This window comes from Streptomyces pallidus (ex Mingjun et al. 2026), from assembly GCF_051550185.1.
Taxonomy (GTDB): Bacteria; Actinomycetota; Actinomycetes; order Streptomycetales; family Streptomycetaceae; genus Streptomyces.
In genome coordinates this window covers 4,645,710-4,664,325 of the sequence record NZ_CP196181.1, presented here as the reverse complement: position 1 = coordinate 4,664,325, position 18,616 = coordinate 4,645,710, and the positions used below count along the sequence as shown (strand labels likewise).

The window sequence follows — 18,616 nt, the reverse complement described above, 5'->3', positions numbered from 1 at the left end:
CCCCACCCCCGAAAGCCCCCGTCCGGCCCGGTGCGCGACGCTGCGGGCGGCCTGCCCGCGGTCCCGTGCACCGGCCGGCGTCGGGGTCGCCGTCATACCAGAGGAGGACGTGGGCCGCCCCCCGATCAGACTCCAGTGGGCCGTCGAACGGGCACCTCGGCTGATCCCCCGCCAGGTTCCCGCGGTGACGATGGAAGAGTCCCGCCGTCCCCTGCGGACCGCAGCCCGGTCCGCCGCCCGAGGAGTCTCTTGCCGTGACCGCCATGAACTACGCCGCCCCGCACACCGCCCTCGCCGTGGCGGCCCGGGCCACCGGCCTCTCCAAGGTGTACGGCCAGGGAGAAACCCAGGTGGTCGCCCTCAACAACGTGTCCGTGGACTTCGGCCAGGGCCAGTTCACCGCGATCATGGGCCCCTCGGGCTCCGGCAAGTCGACCCTGATGCACTGCGTCGCCGGACTCGACACCTTCTCCTCCGGCTCCGTGCGCATCGGCGACACCGAGCTCGGCAGCCTCAAGGACAAGCAGCTGACGCAGCTGCGCCGGGACAAGATCGGCTTCATCTTCCAGGCCTTCAACCTGCTGCCGACCCTGACCGCGCTGGAGAACATCACCCTCCCGATGGACATCGCCGGCCGCAAGCCCGACCAGCAGTGGCTCGACAACGTCATCGACATGGTCGGCCTGTCCGGCCGCCTCGGCCACCGACCCACCCAGCTCTCCGGCGGCCAGCAGCAGCGCGTCGCCGTCGCCCGCGCCCTGGCCTCCCGTCCCGAGATCATCTTCGGTGACGAACCCACCGGTAACCTCGACTCCCGCTCCGGCGCCGAGGTCCTCGGCTTCCTGCGCAACTCCGTGCGCGAGCTGGGCCAGACCGTCGTCATGGTCACCCACGACCCCGTCGCCGCCTCCTACGCGGACCGCGTCATCTTCCTCGCGGACGGCTCCATCGTCGACGAGATGATCAGCCCCACCGCCGACGGGGTCCTCGACCGCATGAAGGCCTTCGACGCCAAGGGCCGCACCAGCTGACGTCCCGGCCCTCCGGGCCCTCCCGGCCTCCCGCACGCGCACGCCCGCGCCGCGCCGCGCCGCCCGGCCGCGTCTCCTGCCCGCCCTCCCGGCGGACCACCTCGACTTCTGGATTCCCCATGTTCCGTACCGCCCTGCGCAACGTGCTCGCGCACAAGGCCCGCCTGCTGATGACGGTGCTCGCCGTCATGCTCGGCGCCGCCTTCGTCTCCGGCACGTTCGTGTTCACCGACACCGTCAGCAAGGCGATGTCCGACCAGTCCCGCAAGAGCTACGACGGGGTCGCCGTCTCCGTCACCCACTACGGCCCCGGCCGCGCCGAGGACGGCACCCGCGAGGAGGGCGAGCCCGGCATCAGCCAGCAGACCCTCGACAAGGTCGCCAAGCTGGGCGGCGTCGACTCCGTCTCCGGCCGGGTCTCCGGCTTCGCCGGCGTCGCCGACCCGAGCGGCAAGCTGATCGGCACCGGCTGGGCGAACCAGGGCGCCAACTTCGCCCCCGTCAAGGACGGCAAGGACCCCCGCTACGCCTTCACCGACGGCCACGGCCCGGCCAAGGCCGACGAGATCGCCCTGGACAGCGCCTCCGCGAAGGCCGGCCGCTACTCCGTCGGCGACAAGGTCCGCGTGGCCACCAACGGCCCGGTCAAGGAGTACACCCTGGCCGGCGTCTTCACCACCGAGGACGGCGCGGTCAACGCCGGCGGCTCGCTCGTGCTCTTCGAGGCCAAGGTCGCCCAGGAGCTCTACCTGGCCCCCGGCTACTACTCCGAGCTCGCCGTCGCGGCCAAGCCCGGCGCCGACGCCGGCAAGCTGCTCGCCGAGGTCACCCCGGTCGTCGGCAAGGACGCCAAGGCCCAGACCGGCGCCGCCCTGGCCGAGCGCAACGCCAAGGACATCGAGAAGGGCATGAGCGGCGTCAAGACGGGCCTGCTCGCCTTCGGCTTCATCGCCCTCTTCGTCAGCATCTTCCTCATCTACAACACCTTCACCATGCTGGTCGCCCAGCGCACCAAGGAACTGGCCCTGCTGCGCGCCGTCGGCGCCACCCGCGGCCAGGTCCGCCGGTCCGTGCTGAGCGAGTCCCTGCTGGTCGGCGTCGTCGCCTCCGCCCTCGGCCTCGCCCTCGGCGTGGGCCTGGCCGTCGCCCTGCGCAGCGCCATGGGCAGCTTCGGCGCCAAGATCCCGGCCGGCCCGCTGGTCGTCTCCCCGACCGCCGTGATCACCGCGATCCTCGTCGGCGTGGTCGTCACCGTGCTCGCCGCCTGGCTGCCCGCCCGCCGCACCTCCAAGATCCCGCCCGTCGCGGCCATGGGCAGCGCGCACCTGCCGCAGAGCGCCAAGGGCCTGGTGGTCCTCAACAGCATCGGCGGCGTCCTGACCGGCATCGGCTTCGCGCTGATCCTGTGGGGCTCCTCGAAGGGCGGCGAGACGGGCCGCTGGATCATCGGCGGCGGCGCGTTCTTCACCCTCCTGGGCGTCGCGGTGCTGATCCCCATGCTGTCGCGGCCGCTGATCGCCGTCGTCCGCCCGCTGCTCAACCGGGTCTTCGGCGTCGCCGGCAACCTGGCCGCCCGCAACGCGGTCCGCAACCCGCGCCGCACCGGCGTCACCGCCGGCATGCTGACCATCGGCCTGACCCTGGTCACCGGCCTGACCGTGCTCGGCGTGACCGTCGGCAAGGCCGTCGACCGCTCCACCACGGACCAGATCCGCGCCGACTACATGCTCACCATGGCCAGCGGCGGCGACCTGGACCCGTCGGTGCTGACCGCGCTGGAGAAGACGCAGGGCGTCACGGCCGTCTCCGGTCAGCAGGCCGGGTTCTTCAAGGGCTCCGACGGCCGCTTCCACGCCGCCTCCGGCGTCAACCCGGCCACCATCGACAAGCTGGTCAACTTCAAGGTGGTCAACGGCTCGGTGGCCGGTCTGGCCCAGGGTCAGGTCGCCGTCGCCGACAAGACAGCCGACAAGGCCGGGCTCAAGGTCGGCAGCACCGTCGAGGCCGTCTTCGACGGCGCCGCGGCCAAGAAGACCCTGAAGGTCGCCGCGATCTTCGAGGAGAGCGAGCTCGTCTCCCCGTTCGTCCTGGACGCCAAGCTGCTGCCCGTCCCGGAGGGCGAGAAGGCGCAGGTCCGCGAGGTCTTCGTGAAGATGGCCGGCGGCGAGTCCAAGGCCAACGAGCAGAAGGTCATCGACGCCCTCGGCAACAACCCCGCCATCAAGATCGCGGACAAGCAGGACATCCGCAACGAGATGGGCGGCATGATCAACACGATGCTGAACCTGATGTACGGCCTGCTGGGCATGGCCCTGGTCATCTCGGTCCTCGGCGTCGTCAACACCCTGGCGATGTCGGTCTTCGAGCGGACCCAGGAGATCGGCATGCTGCGGGCGGTGGGCCTCGACCAGGGCCGGGTCAAGAACATGATCCGCCTGGAGGCCGTGGTCATCTCGCTCTTCGGCGCGGTGCTCGGCATCGGCCTCGGCACCTTCCTCGCCTGGGCGCTGGGCCGCACCTTCAAGTCCACGATCCCGCACTACGAGCTGGTGATCCCGTTCGACCGGATCGGCGTCTTCCTGCTGCTGGCCGCCGTGGTCGGCATCCTGGCCGCCATGTGGCCGGCGCGCAGCGCGGCGAAGCTGAACATGCTGACGGCGATCAAGACCGAGTAGCCGCCGCCCGACCGTCGCCGGAACGGCGAGGGACCAGCACGGGCCCCGGGGCACCCCGCCCCGGGGCCCGTCCGCGTATCCGGCGCCGGGCGTACGGCGTACGGGCCTCACGCGCTCCAGGTGCGCAGCCGCAGCGGCAGTCCCGACGCCCCGCCCCGCTCCGGGCGCACGGCCAGCACCTGGTTGACGCCCAGACGGCCCCGCTCGAAGCCCAGTGCGCAGGCAGCCATGTACAGCAGCCACACCCGGGCCCGGCCGGGCGAGGTCAGCCGGACGACATCCGCCCAGTGCTCCTGCAGGCGGGTCACCCAGGCCCGCAGGGTGAGGCCGTAGTGCTCGCGCAGGGCCTCCACGTCCCGGACCTCGAAGCCGGCCCGCTCCAGTTCGCCGACGGTCGTGCCGAGCGGCGAGAGTTCCCCGTCGGGGAAGACGTACGCGTCGATGAACTCGTCGACGCGGTAGGCGGCCTCGTCCGGCTCGGGCCGGCGCGCGATCTGGTGGTTCAGCAGCCGGCCGCCGGGGGCGAGCAGGGCGTGCAGGGCGAGGGCGTAATCGCGGTAGCGGTCGGCTCCCACGTGCTCGGCCATCCCGATGGACGAAATCGCGTCGTACGGGTCGTCCTTGACGTCCCGGTAGTCCTGCACCCGGATCTCGACCCGGTCCGCCAGCCCCTCCTGCGCGACCCGCTTGCGGGCGTACAGGGCCTGTTCGCGGGAGAGCGTGATGCCGGTGACGCGGACGTCGTACGAGCGGGCCGCGTGCAGCGCCATGGAGCCCCAGCCGCAGCCGACGTCGAGGAGCCGTTCGCCGGGCCGCAGGCCCAGCTTGCGGCAGACGAGGTCCAGCTTGTCCCGCTGGGCCTGCTCAAGGGTGGAGCCGGGGCTCCAGTAGGCGCAGGAGTACACCATGGAGGGACCGAGGACCCGCTCGTAGAACTCGTTGCCCACGTCGTAGTGGTGACTGACCGCCCGTCGGTCGCGGTCCTTGCTGTGCACCGCCCCGCCGCGGCGGACGGCCTCCTCGGGCGGCGGCGCGGGCGCCGGCCAGGGCCGGGCCAGGGCCACCAGGTCGCGTACGGCGGCCCGGGCGGCCGGGTCGCGCAGCATCGAGGCGGTGCCGGCGGGCCCGTCGGCGAAGCCGTTCGAGTGAGGCTTCAGTGCGCTCGGGCGCAGGGCGGTGAGCTTGGCCAGACCGGAGCGGCGGGCCGGCGGCCGCATCCCGTTGACCGCGCCGGCCACCGGGACCACCGCGGCCGGGGTGGCGGCGGGGGCGGCCGGGAGTGCGGCGTGTCCCCGCTCCCAGAGCAGGCCGGACACCTTGTCCAGCAGCTCGTACAGGTCCCCGTCGACGGTGATGTCCCCGGCCACCCAGGCGCGGGCCAGGCCCAGTTCGCCGGGCCGCCACAGGATCCGGCGCAGGCCTCGGCGGCGGGCCAGGACCAGGACCGGCCCGGACGGCGGTCCGGCCTCGCTCCCGTCCCAGGCCCGGATCCGGACGGGCAGCGGGGCACCCAGCAGGGTCTCGGTGACAGCGGCCAGCCGCGGCGCGGCGTCGGTCATCGGCGGCACCTCCAAACCATCCGACGAAACGGCTTACCCATCTGGCGTCGGCGCCATGCGGGGCGGTTCGCCAGGGCCCCCGGAAGCCGTAACGCCGCTACCGCGAATGCCCACCGGCGGCGCCCGGGAGGCGGAGGACCGGATGCCGGGTACGCCGAAGGGGCCGCCCGCACCACGGATGGCGGGCGGCCCCTTCGGGGACGTGCTGCACGTACGGGACGTGCGGCCGGTCGGTCAGGACCGGGTCAGGAGGCCTTGGCCTTCTCGGCCGGCGCGGCGGCCGGGGCCGGAGCGGGCTTGGCGGCCTCGTAGAACTCCTCGCGCGGGGTCTCCAGAGCACCGAGGGAGACGACCTCGCGCTTGAGGAACATGCCGAGGGTCCAGTCCGCGAAGACGCGGATCTTGCGGTTCCAGGTCGGCATGGCCATGCCGTGGTAGCCGCGGTGCATGTACCAGGCGAGACGGCCCTTGAGCTTGATCTTCATCCCGCCCATGACGATCATCGCAACGCCCTTGTGGACGCCGAGACCGGCCACCGCACCCTTGTTGGAGTGCGAGTACTCCTTCTGCGGGAAGCCGCGCATGCCGGCCACCACGTTGTCGCCGAGGACCTTCGCCTGGCGCAGCGCGTGCTGGGCGTTCGGCGGGCACCAGGCGTTCTCGACCCCGGCCTTGCGGGCGGCGACGTCCGGGACCTGGGCGTTGTCGCCCGCGGCCCAGATGTAGTCGGTGCCCTGGACCTGGAGGGTCGGGGCGGTGTCGACGTGGCCGCGCGGGCCGAGCGGCAGGCCGAAGCGGGCCAGCGCCGGGTTGGGCTTGACGCCCGCGGTCCACACGATCGTGTTGGAGTCGACCTCGAGGCCGTTCTTCAGCACGACGTGGCCGTCGACGCAGGAGTCCATCGAGGTGCCGAGGTAGATCTCGATGCCGCGGGACTCGAGGTGCTCCTTGCCCCAGGTGCCGAGCTTGGGCCCGACCTCGGGGAGGATCTTGTCGGCCGCGTCGACCAGGATGAAGCGCATGTCCTCGCGCTTGATCGTGGAGTAGTACTTGGCGGCGTCGCGGGCCATGTCCTCGACCTCGCCGATCGTCTCGGCGCCGGCGAAGCCGCCGCCGATGAAGACGAAGGTGAGGGCCTTGCGGCGGACGTTCTCGTCCGTCGTGGACTCGGCCTTGTCGAGCTGCTCGAGGACGTGGTTGCGCAGGCCGATGCCCTCCTCGACGCCCTTCATGCCGATGCCCTGCTCGGCGAGGCCGGGGATCGGGAAGGTGCGGGAGATGGCGCCGAGCGCGATCACCAGGTAGTCGAAGGGCAGCTCGTACGCCTCGCCGACCAGCGGCGTGACGACGGCGACCTTGCGGTCCTGGTCGATGGTGGTGACCCGGCCGGTGAGAACCTCAGCCTTGGGCAGCACGCGTCGCAGCGGGACGACGACGTGCCGAGGCGAGATGCTGCCTGCGGCCACTTCGGGGAGGAAGGGCTGGTAGGTCATGTACGACCGGGGGTCGACGACCGTGACGGTCGCCTCGCCGTAGCGCATCTTCTTCATGATGCGCTTGGCCGCGTACAGGCCTACGTACCCACCTCCTACAACGAGGATCCTGGGACGCTCCGTGGTGCTCATGGAACGAGTATCCAGCACCCCAAGGGGTGATGCTCGTGAGCCCCTTCACAAGAACCGACAGGGCCTCTGCTACACTGCGCCGCCCACGTGACCCAGGTCATGGTGCGAAACGGGAACCAGGGTGTAACGGGATTCGTTGTTCACCCGCCCTGAACTGGCCTCCAGGGCCTCGGGCGGAGTAGACCACCGGGTTCGTGGCTCCATACCGGCCATGCGTGGCGCGTTCGCCGGTTCGCACGAACGCGCACACAAAAGGGACCCCCGGCCCCCGCAAACCCCCCGAACGGCCCTCCACTTGACCCGGTCGGGCCTTTTTCCTTGTGAAGAACTTCACGAAGTTTCTTCGGGGTGAGGGACGTAAGACCTCCGTAAAGGCCCCTCAACCCCCTTGAGCCCCTTACATTCCTCTGCCCCGCCGCCAGCCCTCGGGTTCACCCCTCTCCGGGCGCCCGAAGTGGTGAACCGGCAGCTGCCCCGCACCGAGACCGGCCCGTGTACACACCCACGCGTACACTGCTGTCATGAGTGAGAACGCTGTGACCGTGCGCGAGGCCCGCGCCCATCTCGCGGACCACATCAACCGGGCCGAACAGGGCGCGCCGACCATAATCACCCGTAACGGCGCTCCGGTGGCCGCCCTGGTCCCCATCGCGGACTTCAACGCGCTCGAAGAGGCGGCCGACGAACTGCTCGCCCGCGAGGCGGAGGCCGTGCTGGCCGAAGGCGGTCCGACCGTGACCATGGCCGAGCTGCTGGCCGACCTGTTCAGTGAGCGGGGTGACGGCGCGGCGTGAAGTACGCGTTCCGGTTCACGACCGCGGCGCAACGGCAACTCCGGGCGATCGACAAGCCGGCCGCGATGCGCATCCTCACCGCGCTGACCATGCTCGGTGACGATCCCTTCCGTGAGGATGCCGAGATCAAGAAGCTCAGCGGGCCCTCTGGTCTCTATCGACTCCGGGTCGGCAGCTACCGGATCGCCTATCAGGTACTGGACGGCGAACTCGTCATCCTCGTCGTCAAGGTCGGCGACCGGCGCGACGTCTACCGCTCCGCCTGAGCAGCGCGGAAGCGGAAGAGCGCCCCCGGTGGGGGCGCTCCTACGGGTCAGGCGACGGACCAGGCGATGCCGTCCAGGATGTCGTGTTCCGAGACGACGACCTCCTCGGCTCCGATGCGTTCCATGATCGCCAGGAGGACCAGGGCGCCGGCGCCGATCACGTCGACCCGGCCCGGGTGCAGGACCGGGATGGCGGCCCGCTCGGCGTGGGTGGTGGTCAGCATCCGCTCGGTGATCTCCCGGACGGTGGCGTACGGGACGCGGGCGTGGTGGATCTCCGAGGAGATGTACTCCGGCAGGCCGAGGGCGATCCCGGCGACCGTGGTCACCGAGCCCGCCAGGCCGACCAGGGTGCGGGCCTCGCGCAGCGGGACCGTCTGCTCGGCCAGGTCCAGGGCCGCCTCGATGTCGGCCCGTACGGCGGCGATCTGCTGCGCGGTCGGCGGGTCGGTGACCTCGCCGTCGACGACCAGGTGGCGCTCGGTCATCCGTACGCAGCCCACGTCGACGGAGCGGGCCGCCCGGACGTGCTCCTCGCCGACGACGAACTCGGTCGAGCCGCCGCCGATGTCCACGACCAGGAACGGCTTGTCCATGTGGTCCGTGCCCGCCAGCTCCTTGGTGGCGCCGACGAAGGAGAACTCCGCCTCCTCGTCACCGGAGATCACCTCGGGCTCGACGCCCAGGATCTCCACGACCCCGCGGACGAAGTCCTCGCGGTTCTCGGCGTCGCGGGAGGCCGAGGTCGCCACGAAGCGCAGCCGCTCGGCCCCGAGCTCCTTGATCACCTGGGCGTACTCGCGGCAGGCCGCGAAGGTGCGCTCCAGGGCTTCCGGGGCCAGCCGGCCGGTCCTGTCGACGCCCTGGCCGAGCCGGACGATCGTCATCCGACGGTCCAGCTCCACCAGCTCGCCGGTGGCCGGGTCGCAGTCCGCCACCAGCAGGCGGATGGAGTTCGTACCGCAGTCGATGGCGGCGACCCGGGTCACGCCTCCGGCTCCTTCTGCTCCGCGGCCGCGCCACCGCCGCCGCACGGGGTGACGCAGGGGCCCTTCGCCCACCACTCCGGCAGCATGGCGAGGGCCTCGTCGCCGAACGGGTTGACGCCGGGGCCGGCGGCCAGCGAGTGACCGACGAGCACGTGCAGGCACTTCACCCGGTCCGGCATGCCGCCGGCGCTGGGAAAGCCCTGGAGCACCTCGATGGCGTCGCGGCGCTGGATGTAGTCCTCGTGCGCGGCCCGGTAGGCGGCGGCGAGTTCGGGGTCCTCCGCGAGGCGGGCCTGCATCTCCTTCATCACGCCGTTGGCCTCCAGCGTGCCGATCGCGGAGGCCGCGCGCGGGCAGGTGAGGTAGTACAGCGTGGGGAAGGGCGTCCCGTCGGGCAGTCGGGGCGCGGTCTCCACCACGTCGGGCTGGCCGCAGGGGCAGCGGTGGGCGATGGCCCGCAGCCCGCGCGGCGGGCGTCCGAGCTGCTGCTCGAACGCCTCGATGTCCGCGTCGGTCGGCTCGGTCCGGTCGGTCTGGGGCGGGGGCGTCTGCATGCCTGGAGGAAGTCTTTTCGTTCTCGTCGTTCGGGTGGGGTGGTGCTCTGGTGCTGCTGCCGGTCGGCGGTGCGTCAGTCGCCGGGGCGGTCGGCCTTGTCGACGCCGTCCCAGACGTTCGAGTACCAGGGGCGGTCGGCCCCGGCCTGTCCGGTGCGCCGCTGCTCGGCCACCTCGGCCCCGGGGTCGTTCATGATGTAGCTGATCTCGCCCGGGCGCACGAAGTGCAGGTGTTTGCGGGCCTGCTGCTCCGCGTACGCGTCGTCCTGCCAGCGGGCCTTCTCGTCGCGCAGTCGTTCGAGGCGTTTGCCGGCCGCCGCGGCCGCCCGCTGCTGCTCGGCGATCTCCGAGCGCTGGGAGACGTACTGGCGCATCGGGTACGCCAGGGCGACGACCAGCGTACAGAGGACCAGCGCGAGCAGGGCCGCCCGCCCGGTCAGTCGGCTGCGGCGGACCTGGCGGCGGCTCTGCGAGCGGTAGACGTGGGCCGCGGTCCGCTCGCCGAGCTGCTTGAGCCTGGTCGCGGTGGAGAAGGTGGAGAACCGATCCCGGTTCCCGGCCATTGGTCCGCCTCCCCTGGTGTCCGCGCGCCGACGCGCGCCCTCGTACTCCTACGCACTACGCACTACGTCCCCGCACACGGTACGGGACCGAGTGCGGGGACGTACGGAGGCTCAGGGCCGTCGGCCCTCGAAGCTCTCGGGGCCGTCAGCCCTTGAAGCGGGGGAACGCGCTGCGGCCGGCGTACACCGCGGCGTCGTCGAGGATCTCCTCGATGCGCAGCAGCTGGTTGTACTTGGCGACGCGGTCCGAGCGGGCCGGGGCGCCGGTCTTGATCTGACCGCAGTTCACGGCGACGGCGAGGTCGGCGATGGTGACGTCCTCGGTCTCGCCGGAGCGGTGCGACATCATGCACTTGAAGCCGTTGCGCTGGGCCATCTCGACGGCGTCGAGGGTCTCGGTCAGCGAACCGATCTGGTTCACCTTGACGAGCAGGGCGTTCGCGGAGCCCTCCTCGATGCCGCGGGCCAGACGCTCGGGGTTGGTGACGAAGAGGTCGTCGCCGACGATCTGGACCTTGGAGCCCAGCTTGTCGGTGATGGTCTTCCAGCCGGCCCAGTCGTCCTCGAACAGCGGGTCCTCGATGGAGACCAGCGGGTACGCCTCGACGAGCTCCGCGTAGTACTCGGTCATCTCGGCGGCCGAGCGGGACTGGCCCTCGAACTCGTACTTGCCGTCCTTGTAGAACTCGGACGCGGCGACGTCGAGCGCGAGCGCGATGTCCTTGCCCGGGGTGTAGCCGGCCTGCTTGATGGCCTCGACGATGAGGTCGAGCGCGGCGCGGTTGGACTCCAGGTTCGGGGCGAAGCCGCCCTCGTCGCCCAGGCCGGTGGACAGGCCCTTGGTGTGCAGGACCTTCTTGAGGGTGTGGTAGACCTCGGCGCCCCAGCGCAGGGCCTCGGAGAAGGACTCGGCGCCGATCGGCGCGATCATGAACTCCTGGATGTCCACGTTGGAGTCGGCGTGCGAGCCGCCGTTCAGGATGTTCATCATCGGAACGGGCAGCAGGTGCGCGTTCGGGCCGCCGAGGTAGCGGAAGAGCGGGAGGTCGGAGGCCTCGGACGCGGCGTGCGCGACGGCGAGGGAGACGCCCAGGATGGCGTTGGCGCCGAGCGAGCCCTTGTTGTCGGTGGCGTCCAGGTCGAACATGGCCTGGTCGATCAGGCGCTGCTCGGTGGCGTCGTAGCCGACGAGCTCCGGGCCGATCTGCTCGATGACCGCGAGGACGGCCTTCTCCACGCCCTTGCCCATGTAGCGGTTCGGGTCGCCGTCGCGGAGCTCAATGGCCTCGAAGGCACCGGTGGAGGCGCCGGACGGAACGGCAGCACGGCCGGTGCTGCCGTCGTCGAGGCCCACCTCGACCTCGACCGTGGGGTTGCCTCGGGAGTCCAGGATTTCCCGGGCTACGACGACGTCGATGGACGGCACGAGCATCTCCTTCTGGGATGTGACGCTGGGTGTGCGGTGGCGGGTCAGGCCGTGGCCGGCCTTGCCGCCTAGAGCCTAACCGGCTCCGGGCGGTCGGCTGGCCGACCGCCCGGACCCTGGGACGAAAAAGGGCCCGAATACCCCGCTTCCGGGACATACGGACCCTCATTCGGGCTGCCTCCGACCGCTGTCGGGGGCGCACGCACCACCGCCCGGCGCGTGGGGGGATACGCGCCGGGCGGTGTGCTTCACACGTGCGGTGACCGTCCGCGGAAGTCCGCGCGGGTCACGCACGCGGGGCTTCGCGGGATGTTCAGCCGAGCTTCAGCTTCTGGCCCGGGAAGATCAGGTCGGCGTCGGAGACGATGTCCTTGTTGAGCTCGAAGAGCTTCTCCCAGCCGCCCTTGACGTTGTGGGCCTCGGCGATGGTGCCGAGGGTGTCGCCGGCCTTGACCTCGTAGGAGCCGTTGCCGGTCTTCGGGGCGGGGGCCTCGGAGCGCTCGGACCGGGTCGTGGGGACCTCGGTGCGGGAGGTCTCCTTCTTGGTCTCGGTCTTCTTCGGCTGGGTCTTCTTGGTCGTCTCGGTCTTCGGAGTCGACTTGGTGGTGGTGCTGTTGGTGGTGGTCGAACCGCCACCGGTGTAGGCCGAGTTGGACAGGCCCTTGCCGCAGACCGGCCAGGCGCCCTTGCCCTGGCCCTTGAGGACCTTCTCCGCGATGGCTATCTGCTGCGCCTTGGAGGCCTGGTTGGCCTGCGGGGCGTACGCCTTGCCGCCGTAGCCGGCCCAGGTGGAGGCCGAGAACTGCAGGCCGCCGTAGTAGCCGTTGCCGGTGTTGATGGACCAGTTGCCGCCGGACTCGCACTGCGCGACGCGGTCCCACTCCGAGGACGTGGCGGCGGAGGCGGTGCCCGCGGCCATGAGCGGCGCGGCGACGGCGACACCGGCGACACCGGCGAGGGTCACGATGCGGGTGGTCCGCTCGATGGCGGTGGCGCGACGGTGCTTGCCCTTGCCCGAAAGCAGCATGGAGTTCTCCTCACCGACGCCTGCGAGGTGAGCTGTCGGGTTCGGGCGGATGAGTGCCCGGCCGCGCTGTGACGCGCTGCTTCACCCCAAGCCGGTTCGCGCCGTCTTTCAACGGCTCTTCCCGGCACCTACGTTGGTTCCCCCGCTCCTGCCTTCGGCGCTTGACGCGACGTGTGTTCCCTCCGCCCGCCGGCAGGATTCGGCGATGCGGTCGAAGGGGCCCGCGGTGGCGAGCGGTTCAGACCGTAGACATGACTCTCCCCGATGTTCAACGAGGAACATCGGGGAGAGAAGGCCCCTACTTGCGCTGCTTTTCGGGGTGTTTGCGCAGGTGGGGGCGGGGTTTGCCCAAGCCTTCAGGCGGGACACGCCAGTTGACCGGAAGAGATGCATGTCTCATTTGAACGAACCGGACATTCGACGCTTTCCAGGTGACCCAACTGCACCTATTGCCCGTTTAGATCCAGATTCTGCCCCGGCTTGATCAGGTTGGCGTCACCACCGATGACCTGCTCGTTGGCCTTGTACAGGGCCCCCCAGCCGCCCTTCACGCCCTTGGTGTTCGCGATGGTCGCCAGGCTGTCACCCTCCTTGACCGTGTACGAGGCCGGCGAGGCCTCGACGGCCGCCGCACCACGGTGCTTGCCGGTGCCGAGGGTGCTCGGGACGGCTCCCGGGTCGGTCGAGGCGCCCGGTGCGCCCGGCGTGCCCGGCGCCGACGGGGCGGAGGGGTTCGCCGGATCGGCCGGGCTGCCGCCCGGGGAGCCGCCCGGGTTCGGGGACCCCGGCGTACCGGGCGCGGAGGCGTCCGGGGTGCCGGGGGTGCCCGGCGCGGTCGGGGTGGGCGTGACCGGGTTGGCGGTCGGGTCGCCGGGGAAGACCGGCGGGACCGTCGGGGCCGTGGTGGTCCCGTCCGGGTCGGGCATGACGGGCAGCCCGGTGGACGGTCCCGTGGGCGCGGGCGGGAGCGTGTAGTCCGGCGCGGGGGTCGGGGCGCCGTAGTCCGTGGCCCGGTTGCCGGAGCCGTTCTTGGGCACCTCGGAGTCCGGGCGGCTCTGGGACTGGCCGACGGCCCGGTACTGGCCCTTGGCGCCGGGGTCCACGTCCGCGGCGGGGGCCTCCTTGGACAGCCCGGCCTGGGCGGCGCAGTTCTGCCAGGCCTCGGGGCCCTGGCCGCCGAGCACCCGCTCGGCGACGGCTATCTGCTGGGACCGGCTCGCGAGGTCGGCGCGCTCGGCGAACTCCTCGCCGCCCGCGCTCTTCCACTCCTCCTGGGTGAACTGGAGCCCGCCGTAGGCGCCGCTCCCGGTGTTCGCGCTCCAGGTGCCCCCGCTCTCGCACTCGGCGACCTTGTCCCAGGTGGCGGCTTCTGCCGCGCTCGCACCGGTGGCGGCCAGCAGGGGCATGGCCAGTGCGGAGCCTGTGACTCCGGCGGTGACGACAATCGCGGGTACCTGGCGGGGGCGTCTGTGGCGGCCGTTCCCGGAACGCATGTGCAGCACCTTTCGCATAACGGCTGGGTAACGGCAGAACCTAGCGGCCTTCGAACGATTGTCACAAGTTGAGCAAGAACCTGACTTTCCTTCAGGAAGTGTTCAGATGTTTCGGGGTGTGAATCGGACGGGAAGCGTGCGCAGGCCACGCATGATCAGACCACCGCGCCATCGAAGGTCAGTTGACGGAACCGCAAGTTCCAGATCGGGCAGACGCGTCAGCAAAGTCGCAAGCGCCGTCTGTCCTTCGAGTCGGGCGAGCGGAGCGCCCAGGCAGTAGTGGATCCCGTGCCCGTACCCCAGGTGCTGGTTGTCGGCGCGGGAGAGGTCCAGGGTGTCCGGGTCCGCGAACCGCTCCGGGTCCCGGTCCGCGGCGGCGAGCACCACGAGGACCGGGTCGCCGACGGCGATGTCCCGGCCCCCGAGGGTCAGCGGTCGGGTGGCGAACCGCCAGGTGGCCAGCTCCACGGGGCCGTCGTAGCGCAGCAGCTCCTCGACCCCGGTCTGCAGGAGGTCGCGCTCCCCGGCGGCGAGGGATTCCTGCAGGCGGGCGCGCTGGCCGGGGTTCATGAAGAGGGAGTGGACGCCGTTGCCGATGAGGTTCACGGTGGTCTCGAAGCCGGCGAACAGCAGGATGAAGGCCATGGCGGTGGCCTCCGCCTCCGTCAGGTGGTCCCCGTGGTCGCTCGCCCGGATCAGGTCGGAGATGAGGTCATCGCCCAGATCGTCCCGCTTGCGGTGGATGAGTTCCCCGAGATAGGTCCGCATCTGCTTCACCGAACGGGCCACCCCGCCCCGCGGGCCGCCGCCGTGCCGGATCATCATCCCGGCCCAGTCGCGGAAGTCGTCCTGGTCCTCGCGCGGTACGCCGAGCATCTCGCAGATGGCGTAGATGGGCAGCGGGAAGGCGAACTCGTGGATGAGATCCGCCTCACCCCGCCCGGCGAACGCGTCGATCAGCTGGTCCGTCAGCTCCTGCACCCGCGGTGTGAACTCCGCCACCCTGCGCGGGGTGAACGCCTTCGACACCAGCCGCCGCAGCCGGGTGTGGTCCGGCGGGTCGATGTTCAGCAGGTGCGTCATCAGCTCCGCCTTGCGCTCCCCCGGGATCCCGGTCTTGCCCTTGGCGTGCGCCGGCTCCGCGTGGTGCGCCGGGTTCTTGCTGAGCCGCTGGTCGGCGAGGGCCTGACGGGCGTCGGCGTACCGGGTGACCAGCCAGGCCTCGACCCCGCTGGGCAGTTTCGTGCGGTGCACCGGGGAGTGCTCGCGCAGCCAGGCGTACGCGGGGTAGGGGTCGGTCGCGAACTCCCAGTCGAACAGGGTCGGGCCCTGGGAGGGAGCGGGGTCTTCGGGGGCTGCGGGGGTCGGCTCGTGCACCCGTCGACGGTATCCCGGCCGCCGGACGCCGTCCCCTATGGGCCTTTCGTCGCGACTATCCGCAGATCTGCTGATGCTTGACGCCGCCCCGTCCGCCGTTCCTACTTCCCTCCTGTGGATGTGAGGATCTTGAAAAGCAGCTTCGCGGTGGTGGAGAGGCGGGCCGAGCACGCAGTCAAGTACTTCTACTCCCACCTCTTCTGGCACAACCCCGCCCTCCGCGCGCTCTTCCCGTCCTCCGCCCACGACATGCAGCGCCAGCGCGACCGGCTCTTCGCCGCCCTCACCCATGTCATCGCCCACCTGGAACACGAGAGCCTGCTCCCCTACCTCCACGACCTCGGCCGGGACCACCGCAAGTTCCTCGCCCGCCCCGAGCACTACGCGGCCGTCGGCGCCAGCCTGCTCGCCTCGCTCGCCGAGGCCTCCGGCGCGGCCTGGACCCCGGACGTGGAGAAGGCCTGGTCCGAGGCCTACCAGGTGATCGCCGACGCGATGACCGCGGGCGCCGCCGCCGGCGAGGACCCGCCCTGGTGGGACGCGGAGATCGTGCGCCACCTCACCTACGGCGAGGACATCGGCGTCCTGACCCTGCGCCCCGCGGCCCCCTTCCGCTACCGGCCCGGCCAGTACACGAGCGTGAGCAGCGCGCGCGTCCCGCGGACCTGGCGCACGTACTCCATCGGCAACGCCCCGCGCCCCGACGGCACCCTCGACCTGCACGTCAGCCGCATCGAGCACGGCCGGCTCAGCACCGCCCTGGTCCGCGAGGCCCGTCCCGGCGAGATGCTCCGGCTCGGCGCGGCCGGCGGGGCGCTGACCCTCCGCCGCGGCGACCGGCCCGTCAGCCTGATCGCCGCCGGAACCGGCTGGGCCCCCGTCCGGGCCCTCCTGGAGGAGCTCGCCGACCATCCCCCCGACCGGGCCGTACGGCTCTTCGTCGTGGCCCGGGACGCCGCACACCTCTACGACCGCCCGCTGATCGACGCCTACGCCGCCGCCTTCCGCTGGCTCGCCGTCACCTACATCACGCCCGCCCCCGGGCGGCACCGCGACGAGGCCACCGCCCGGCTGGCGACGGCGCTCGGCCACCGCGGGCGCTGGCCCGACCAGGACGTCTACCTCAGCGGCCCGCCCGTGTTCGTCGACGAGACCGTGCACCTGCTCCAGGAGCTCGGCGCCCGGCCCGGCCGGATCTTCCACGACACCCTGCCCGCCGCCGGCTCCGGCCGCGGGCCGCAGGGGCGGCCGTCGGGCTTCGGCGAGTGGTTCCTGCACCGCCCCGACCCGCACTGGCTGGACCCGTCACGGCGTGCCCCGTGCCACGGCTGAGCGCCCGTACCGCGGGCCGGGCCCGCGCCGCCACCGGTTCCGCGCCGCCGCCGGCCCCCGCCCGTTCCGGGCGCTACGCCTCGACGCCCTCCGCCGCGCGGATCGCGTCCCGGTAGGCGCGGGCCGCGGCGCGCAGCGCCGTCTCGGGGTCGACGCCCGCCGCCTCGGCGCGCGCCGCCATCCGCAGCAGCTCGTACCCGATGCCCTCGCCGTCGGGCAGTTCCACGGCCACGCCGCCCGCCCGGACCCGCCCGGCCAGCTTGGCCGCGAGGGCCAGGCCCGGCTGGCCCAGCGGGACCCCGTCGGTGACCGACTCCCGCTGCTTCTCCACCGCCTTGGTGCGCTGCCAGTGCTCGGCCACGTCCTGCGCGGTCCGCGCCTCGGCGTCCCCGAAGACGTGCGGGTGGCGGTGGATCAGCTTCTCCACGAGGCTGCCGGCCACGTCGTCCACGGAGAACGGCTCGTCCGGGTGCTCCTCGGCGATCCGCGCGTGGAAGACCACCTGGAGCAGGACGTCGCCGAGCTCCTCGCGCAGCTCCTCCCGGTCCCCGTCCTCGATGGCCTCGACCAGCTCGTACGCCTCCTCCATCGCGTACTTCACCAGCCCCTCGTGCGTCTGGCGCGAGGTCCAAGGGCATTCGCGGCGCACCCGGTCCATCACCTGGACCAGGTCGAGCAGCCGCGCGCCGGGCAGGTCGTACGAGCCGGGCAGCAGTTCCAGGTCGGGCATCGCGACCCGGCCGGAGCCGGCCATCCGGGCCAGGCCGTCGGTGAGCCGCTTCTCGCCCTCGCCGGCCGGTATCAGCACGACGGTGCGCCCGCCGGCGCAGGCCTCGACCAGGCCCTGCGCGTCGGGGCTGTCGATGGCGACCTCGACTCCCGCCTCGCGCAGGTACGGCAGCTGCGGGTGGTCCGGATCGGTGCACAGCACCCGGTCCGCGGCGTGCAGGGTCTGCCAGGCCGGCCAGGACAGCAGGCCGGGGGCGACCCGGTGGCTGGCGGTGAGCAGGACGATCCGGCCGGCGGCGGTCTCGTCGGCCGGCTCGGGGGCGGGGGCGGGGGCGGCGGCGTGGGAGTTCACCCTCCGAACCTACCTCCCTCCCCGCCGCCCGCGGCCGGGCCCCGGGCGCTCAGGCCCCGGCGGGGGCCAGCCCGGGCCGGGTCCGCTGGGTGACCCAGGGGGTGACCTGGTCGCCGAGGATGATCTGCTGCGCGTCCCACACCCCGTAGCGCGGGTTCACCTCGATGTGCAGGTCCTTCGCGGCCGAGGCGAGCTGCTCCACGGCCTTGGTCTCGCTGCCGTAGTGGGCGAAGAGCCTGTCGCGCAGCAGCTTGAAGCGGAGGTCCGCCTCCACCTGGCCGGGGGCCAGGTAGGCCTGTTCGAGGGCGGAGGCCTCCAGCCGCTCGGCGCCGCCCGCCCTCTGCAGTTGCTCGTCGCGGAACTCCTCGAGCTCCCGCCGGCTGACGGTGATGCCCGCGTCCTTCGCGGCCCGCTCCAGGACGGCCGCCTGCAGCATCTTGTTGAGCTTGACCCGCTCCAGGCCCGGCGAGGACTGGATCAGCTGGGCCGCGGCCCCACCGGTCCGGTTCTGCGCGGCGCGGACGTCGTTCACCTGGGCCTGGAGCGCGGAGGTGGTGATCCGTTCGCCGCCGACGACGGCCGCGGTACCGGGGTGCGCCCCGCCCGAGCAGGCGGAGAGCAGGGGGGCCGCCGCGAGCAGGGCGGCGGAGACGGAGAGCGCAGTGCGACGGTGCAAAGGAGCCTCCAGGGCCGGGAGATTGTGCGTCGGTGCACAAAGGCCGTGCGGTGATCGATGGTATGCAGTCCGGGTGGTCCGAGCCACCGGTTCGACCAACGATTCCCGGGGTGTCGCGGTACGCCCGCGGCGGCGTCCGGCGCGCGTG

At 71.9% G+C, this 18,616-nt stretch carries 16 protein-coding genes and 1 riboswitch; of the genes, 5 read left to right on the top strand and 11 right to left on the bottom strand.

Annotated elements, in window-relative coordinates:
- Positions 1–263: 263 nt before the first annotated feature.
- Both ACSHWO_RS20615 and ACSHWO_RS20610 read left to right on the top strand, forming a co-directional pair.
- On the top strand, positions 264–1,031 hold the full coding sequence (locus ACSHWO_RS20615; RefSeq protein ID WP_438319187.1) for an ABC transporter ATP-binding protein: 768 nt from the start codon (positions 264–266) through the stop codon (positions 1,029–1,031).
- A gap of 119 nt (positions 1,032–1,150) precedes the next feature.
- Complete coding sequence (locus ACSHWO_RS20610) at positions 1,151–3,706, top strand: ABC transporter permease (protein WP_438313643.1); 2,556 nt, start codon at positions 1,151–1,153, stop codon at positions 3,704–3,706.
- Between the two features lie 107 nt (positions 3,707–3,813).
- On the opposite strand, the gene ACSHWO_RS20605 is transcribed toward ACSHWO_RS20610, so the two are convergent.
- Positions 3,814–5,265: a class I SAM-dependent methyltransferase gene (locus ACSHWO_RS20605; RefSeq protein WP_438313641.1), complete on the bottom strand. Its 1,452-nt coding sequence runs from the start codon at positions 5,263–5,265 to the stop codon at positions 3,814–3,816.
- Between the two features lie 245 nt (positions 5,266–5,510).
- Positions 5,511–6,890, bottom strand: coding sequence for an NAD(P)/FAD-dependent oxidoreductase (locus ACSHWO_RS20600; protein WP_438313639.1), 1,380 nt, complete (start codon positions 6,888–6,890; stop codon positions 5,511–5,513).
- A gap of 521 nt (positions 6,891–7,411) precedes the next feature.
- Here ACSHWO_RS20600 and ACSHWO_RS20595 point away from each other — a divergent pair.
- Entirely contained in the window at positions 7,412–7,684 is a 273-nt protein-coding gene (locus ACSHWO_RS20595; protein ID WP_134073792.1) for a type II toxin-antitoxin system Phd/YefM family antitoxin, read from the top strand.
- Entirely contained in the window at positions 7,681–7,950 is a 270-nt protein-coding gene (locus ACSHWO_RS20590; protein WP_438313636.1) for a type II toxin-antitoxin system RelE family toxin, read from the top strand. Before ACSHWO_RS20595 ends, ACSHWO_RS20590 begins: the two co-directional genes overlap by 4 nt.
- A gap of 47 nt (positions 7,951–7,997) precedes the next feature.
- Here ACSHWO_RS20590 and ACSHWO_RS20585 read toward each other — a convergent pair whose 3' ends face one another.
- From ACSHWO_RS20585 to ACSHWO_RS20555, 7 genes are all read right to left on the bottom strand, one after another.
- On the bottom strand, positions 7,998–8,939 hold the full coding sequence (locus ACSHWO_RS20585) for a Ppx/GppA phosphatase family protein (RefSeq protein ID WP_361098990.1): 942 nt from the start codon (positions 8,937–8,939) through the stop codon (positions 7,998–8,000).
- The gene (locus ACSHWO_RS20580) at positions 8,936–9,493 is read right to left on the bottom strand and encodes a DUF501 domain-containing protein (RefSeq protein ID WP_438313634.1); all 558 of its coding nucleotides are present in this window, start codon (positions 9,491–9,493) and stop codon (positions 8,936–8,938) included. Before ACSHWO_RS20580 ends, ACSHWO_RS20585 begins: the two co-directional genes overlap by 4 nt.
- Before the next feature lie 74 nt (positions 9,494–9,567).
- Positions 9,568–10,056 carry an FtsB family cell division protein gene (locus ACSHWO_RS20575; protein ID WP_385844715.1) on the bottom strand — a complete coding sequence of 163 codons (489 nt, stop codon included), beginning with the start codon at positions 10,054–10,056 and terminating at the stop codon, positions 9,568–9,570.
- Positions 10,057–10,201: 145 nt separating this feature from the next.
- Positions 10,202–11,488: a phosphopyruvate hydratase gene (eno, locus tag ACSHWO_RS20570; RefSeq protein ID WP_361098981.1), complete on the bottom strand. Its 1,287-nt coding sequence runs from the start codon at positions 11,486–11,488 to the stop codon at positions 10,202–10,204.
- Between the two features lie 307 nt (positions 11,489–11,795).
- Positions 11,796–12,509 carry a transglycosylase family protein gene (locus ACSHWO_RS20565; RefSeq protein ID WP_385844722.1) on the bottom strand — a complete coding sequence of 238 codons (714 nt, stop codon included), beginning with the start codon at positions 12,507–12,509 and terminating at the stop codon, positions 11,796–11,798.
- A 2-nt stretch (positions 12,510–12,511) separates the two neighbouring features.
- Positions 12,512–12,679: riboswitch (cyclic di-AMP (ydaO/yuaA leader) on the bottom strand.
- A gap of 276 nt (positions 12,680–12,955) precedes the next feature.
- Entirely contained in the window at positions 12,956–14,002 is a 1,047-nt protein-coding gene (locus tag ACSHWO_RS20560; RefSeq protein WP_385844725.1) for a transglycosylase family protein, read from the bottom strand.
- A 102-nt stretch (positions 14,003–14,104) separates the two neighbouring features.
- Entirely contained in the window at positions 14,105–15,379 is a 1,275-nt protein-coding gene (locus ACSHWO_RS20555; protein WP_361098973.1) for a cytochrome P450 family protein, read from the bottom strand.
- A gap of 120 nt (positions 15,380–15,499) precedes the next feature.
- Between ACSHWO_RS20555 and ACSHWO_RS20550 the strand changes: the two genes are divergently transcribed.
- Entirely contained in the window at positions 15,500–16,711 is a 1,212-nt protein-coding gene (locus ACSHWO_RS20550; RefSeq protein WP_385844731.1) for a globin domain-containing protein, read from the top strand.
- Positions 16,712–16,784: 73 nt separating this feature from the next.
- On the opposite strand, the gene ACSHWO_RS20545 is transcribed toward ACSHWO_RS20550, so the two are convergent.
- Together ACSHWO_RS20545 and ACSHWO_RS20540 are read right to left on the bottom strand one after the other, a co-directional pair.
- Positions 16,785–17,792: a nucleoside triphosphate pyrophosphohydrolase gene (locus tag ACSHWO_RS20545; RefSeq protein WP_385844734.1), complete on the bottom strand. Its 1,008-nt coding sequence runs from the start codon at positions 17,790–17,792 to the stop codon at positions 16,785–16,787.
- A gap of 49 nt (positions 17,793–17,841) precedes the next feature.
- Entirely contained in the window at positions 17,842–18,468 is a 627-nt protein-coding gene (locus ACSHWO_RS20540; RefSeq protein WP_385844737.1) for a SurA N-terminal domain-containing protein, read from the bottom strand.
- Positions 18,469–18,616 lie beyond the last annotated feature (148 nt).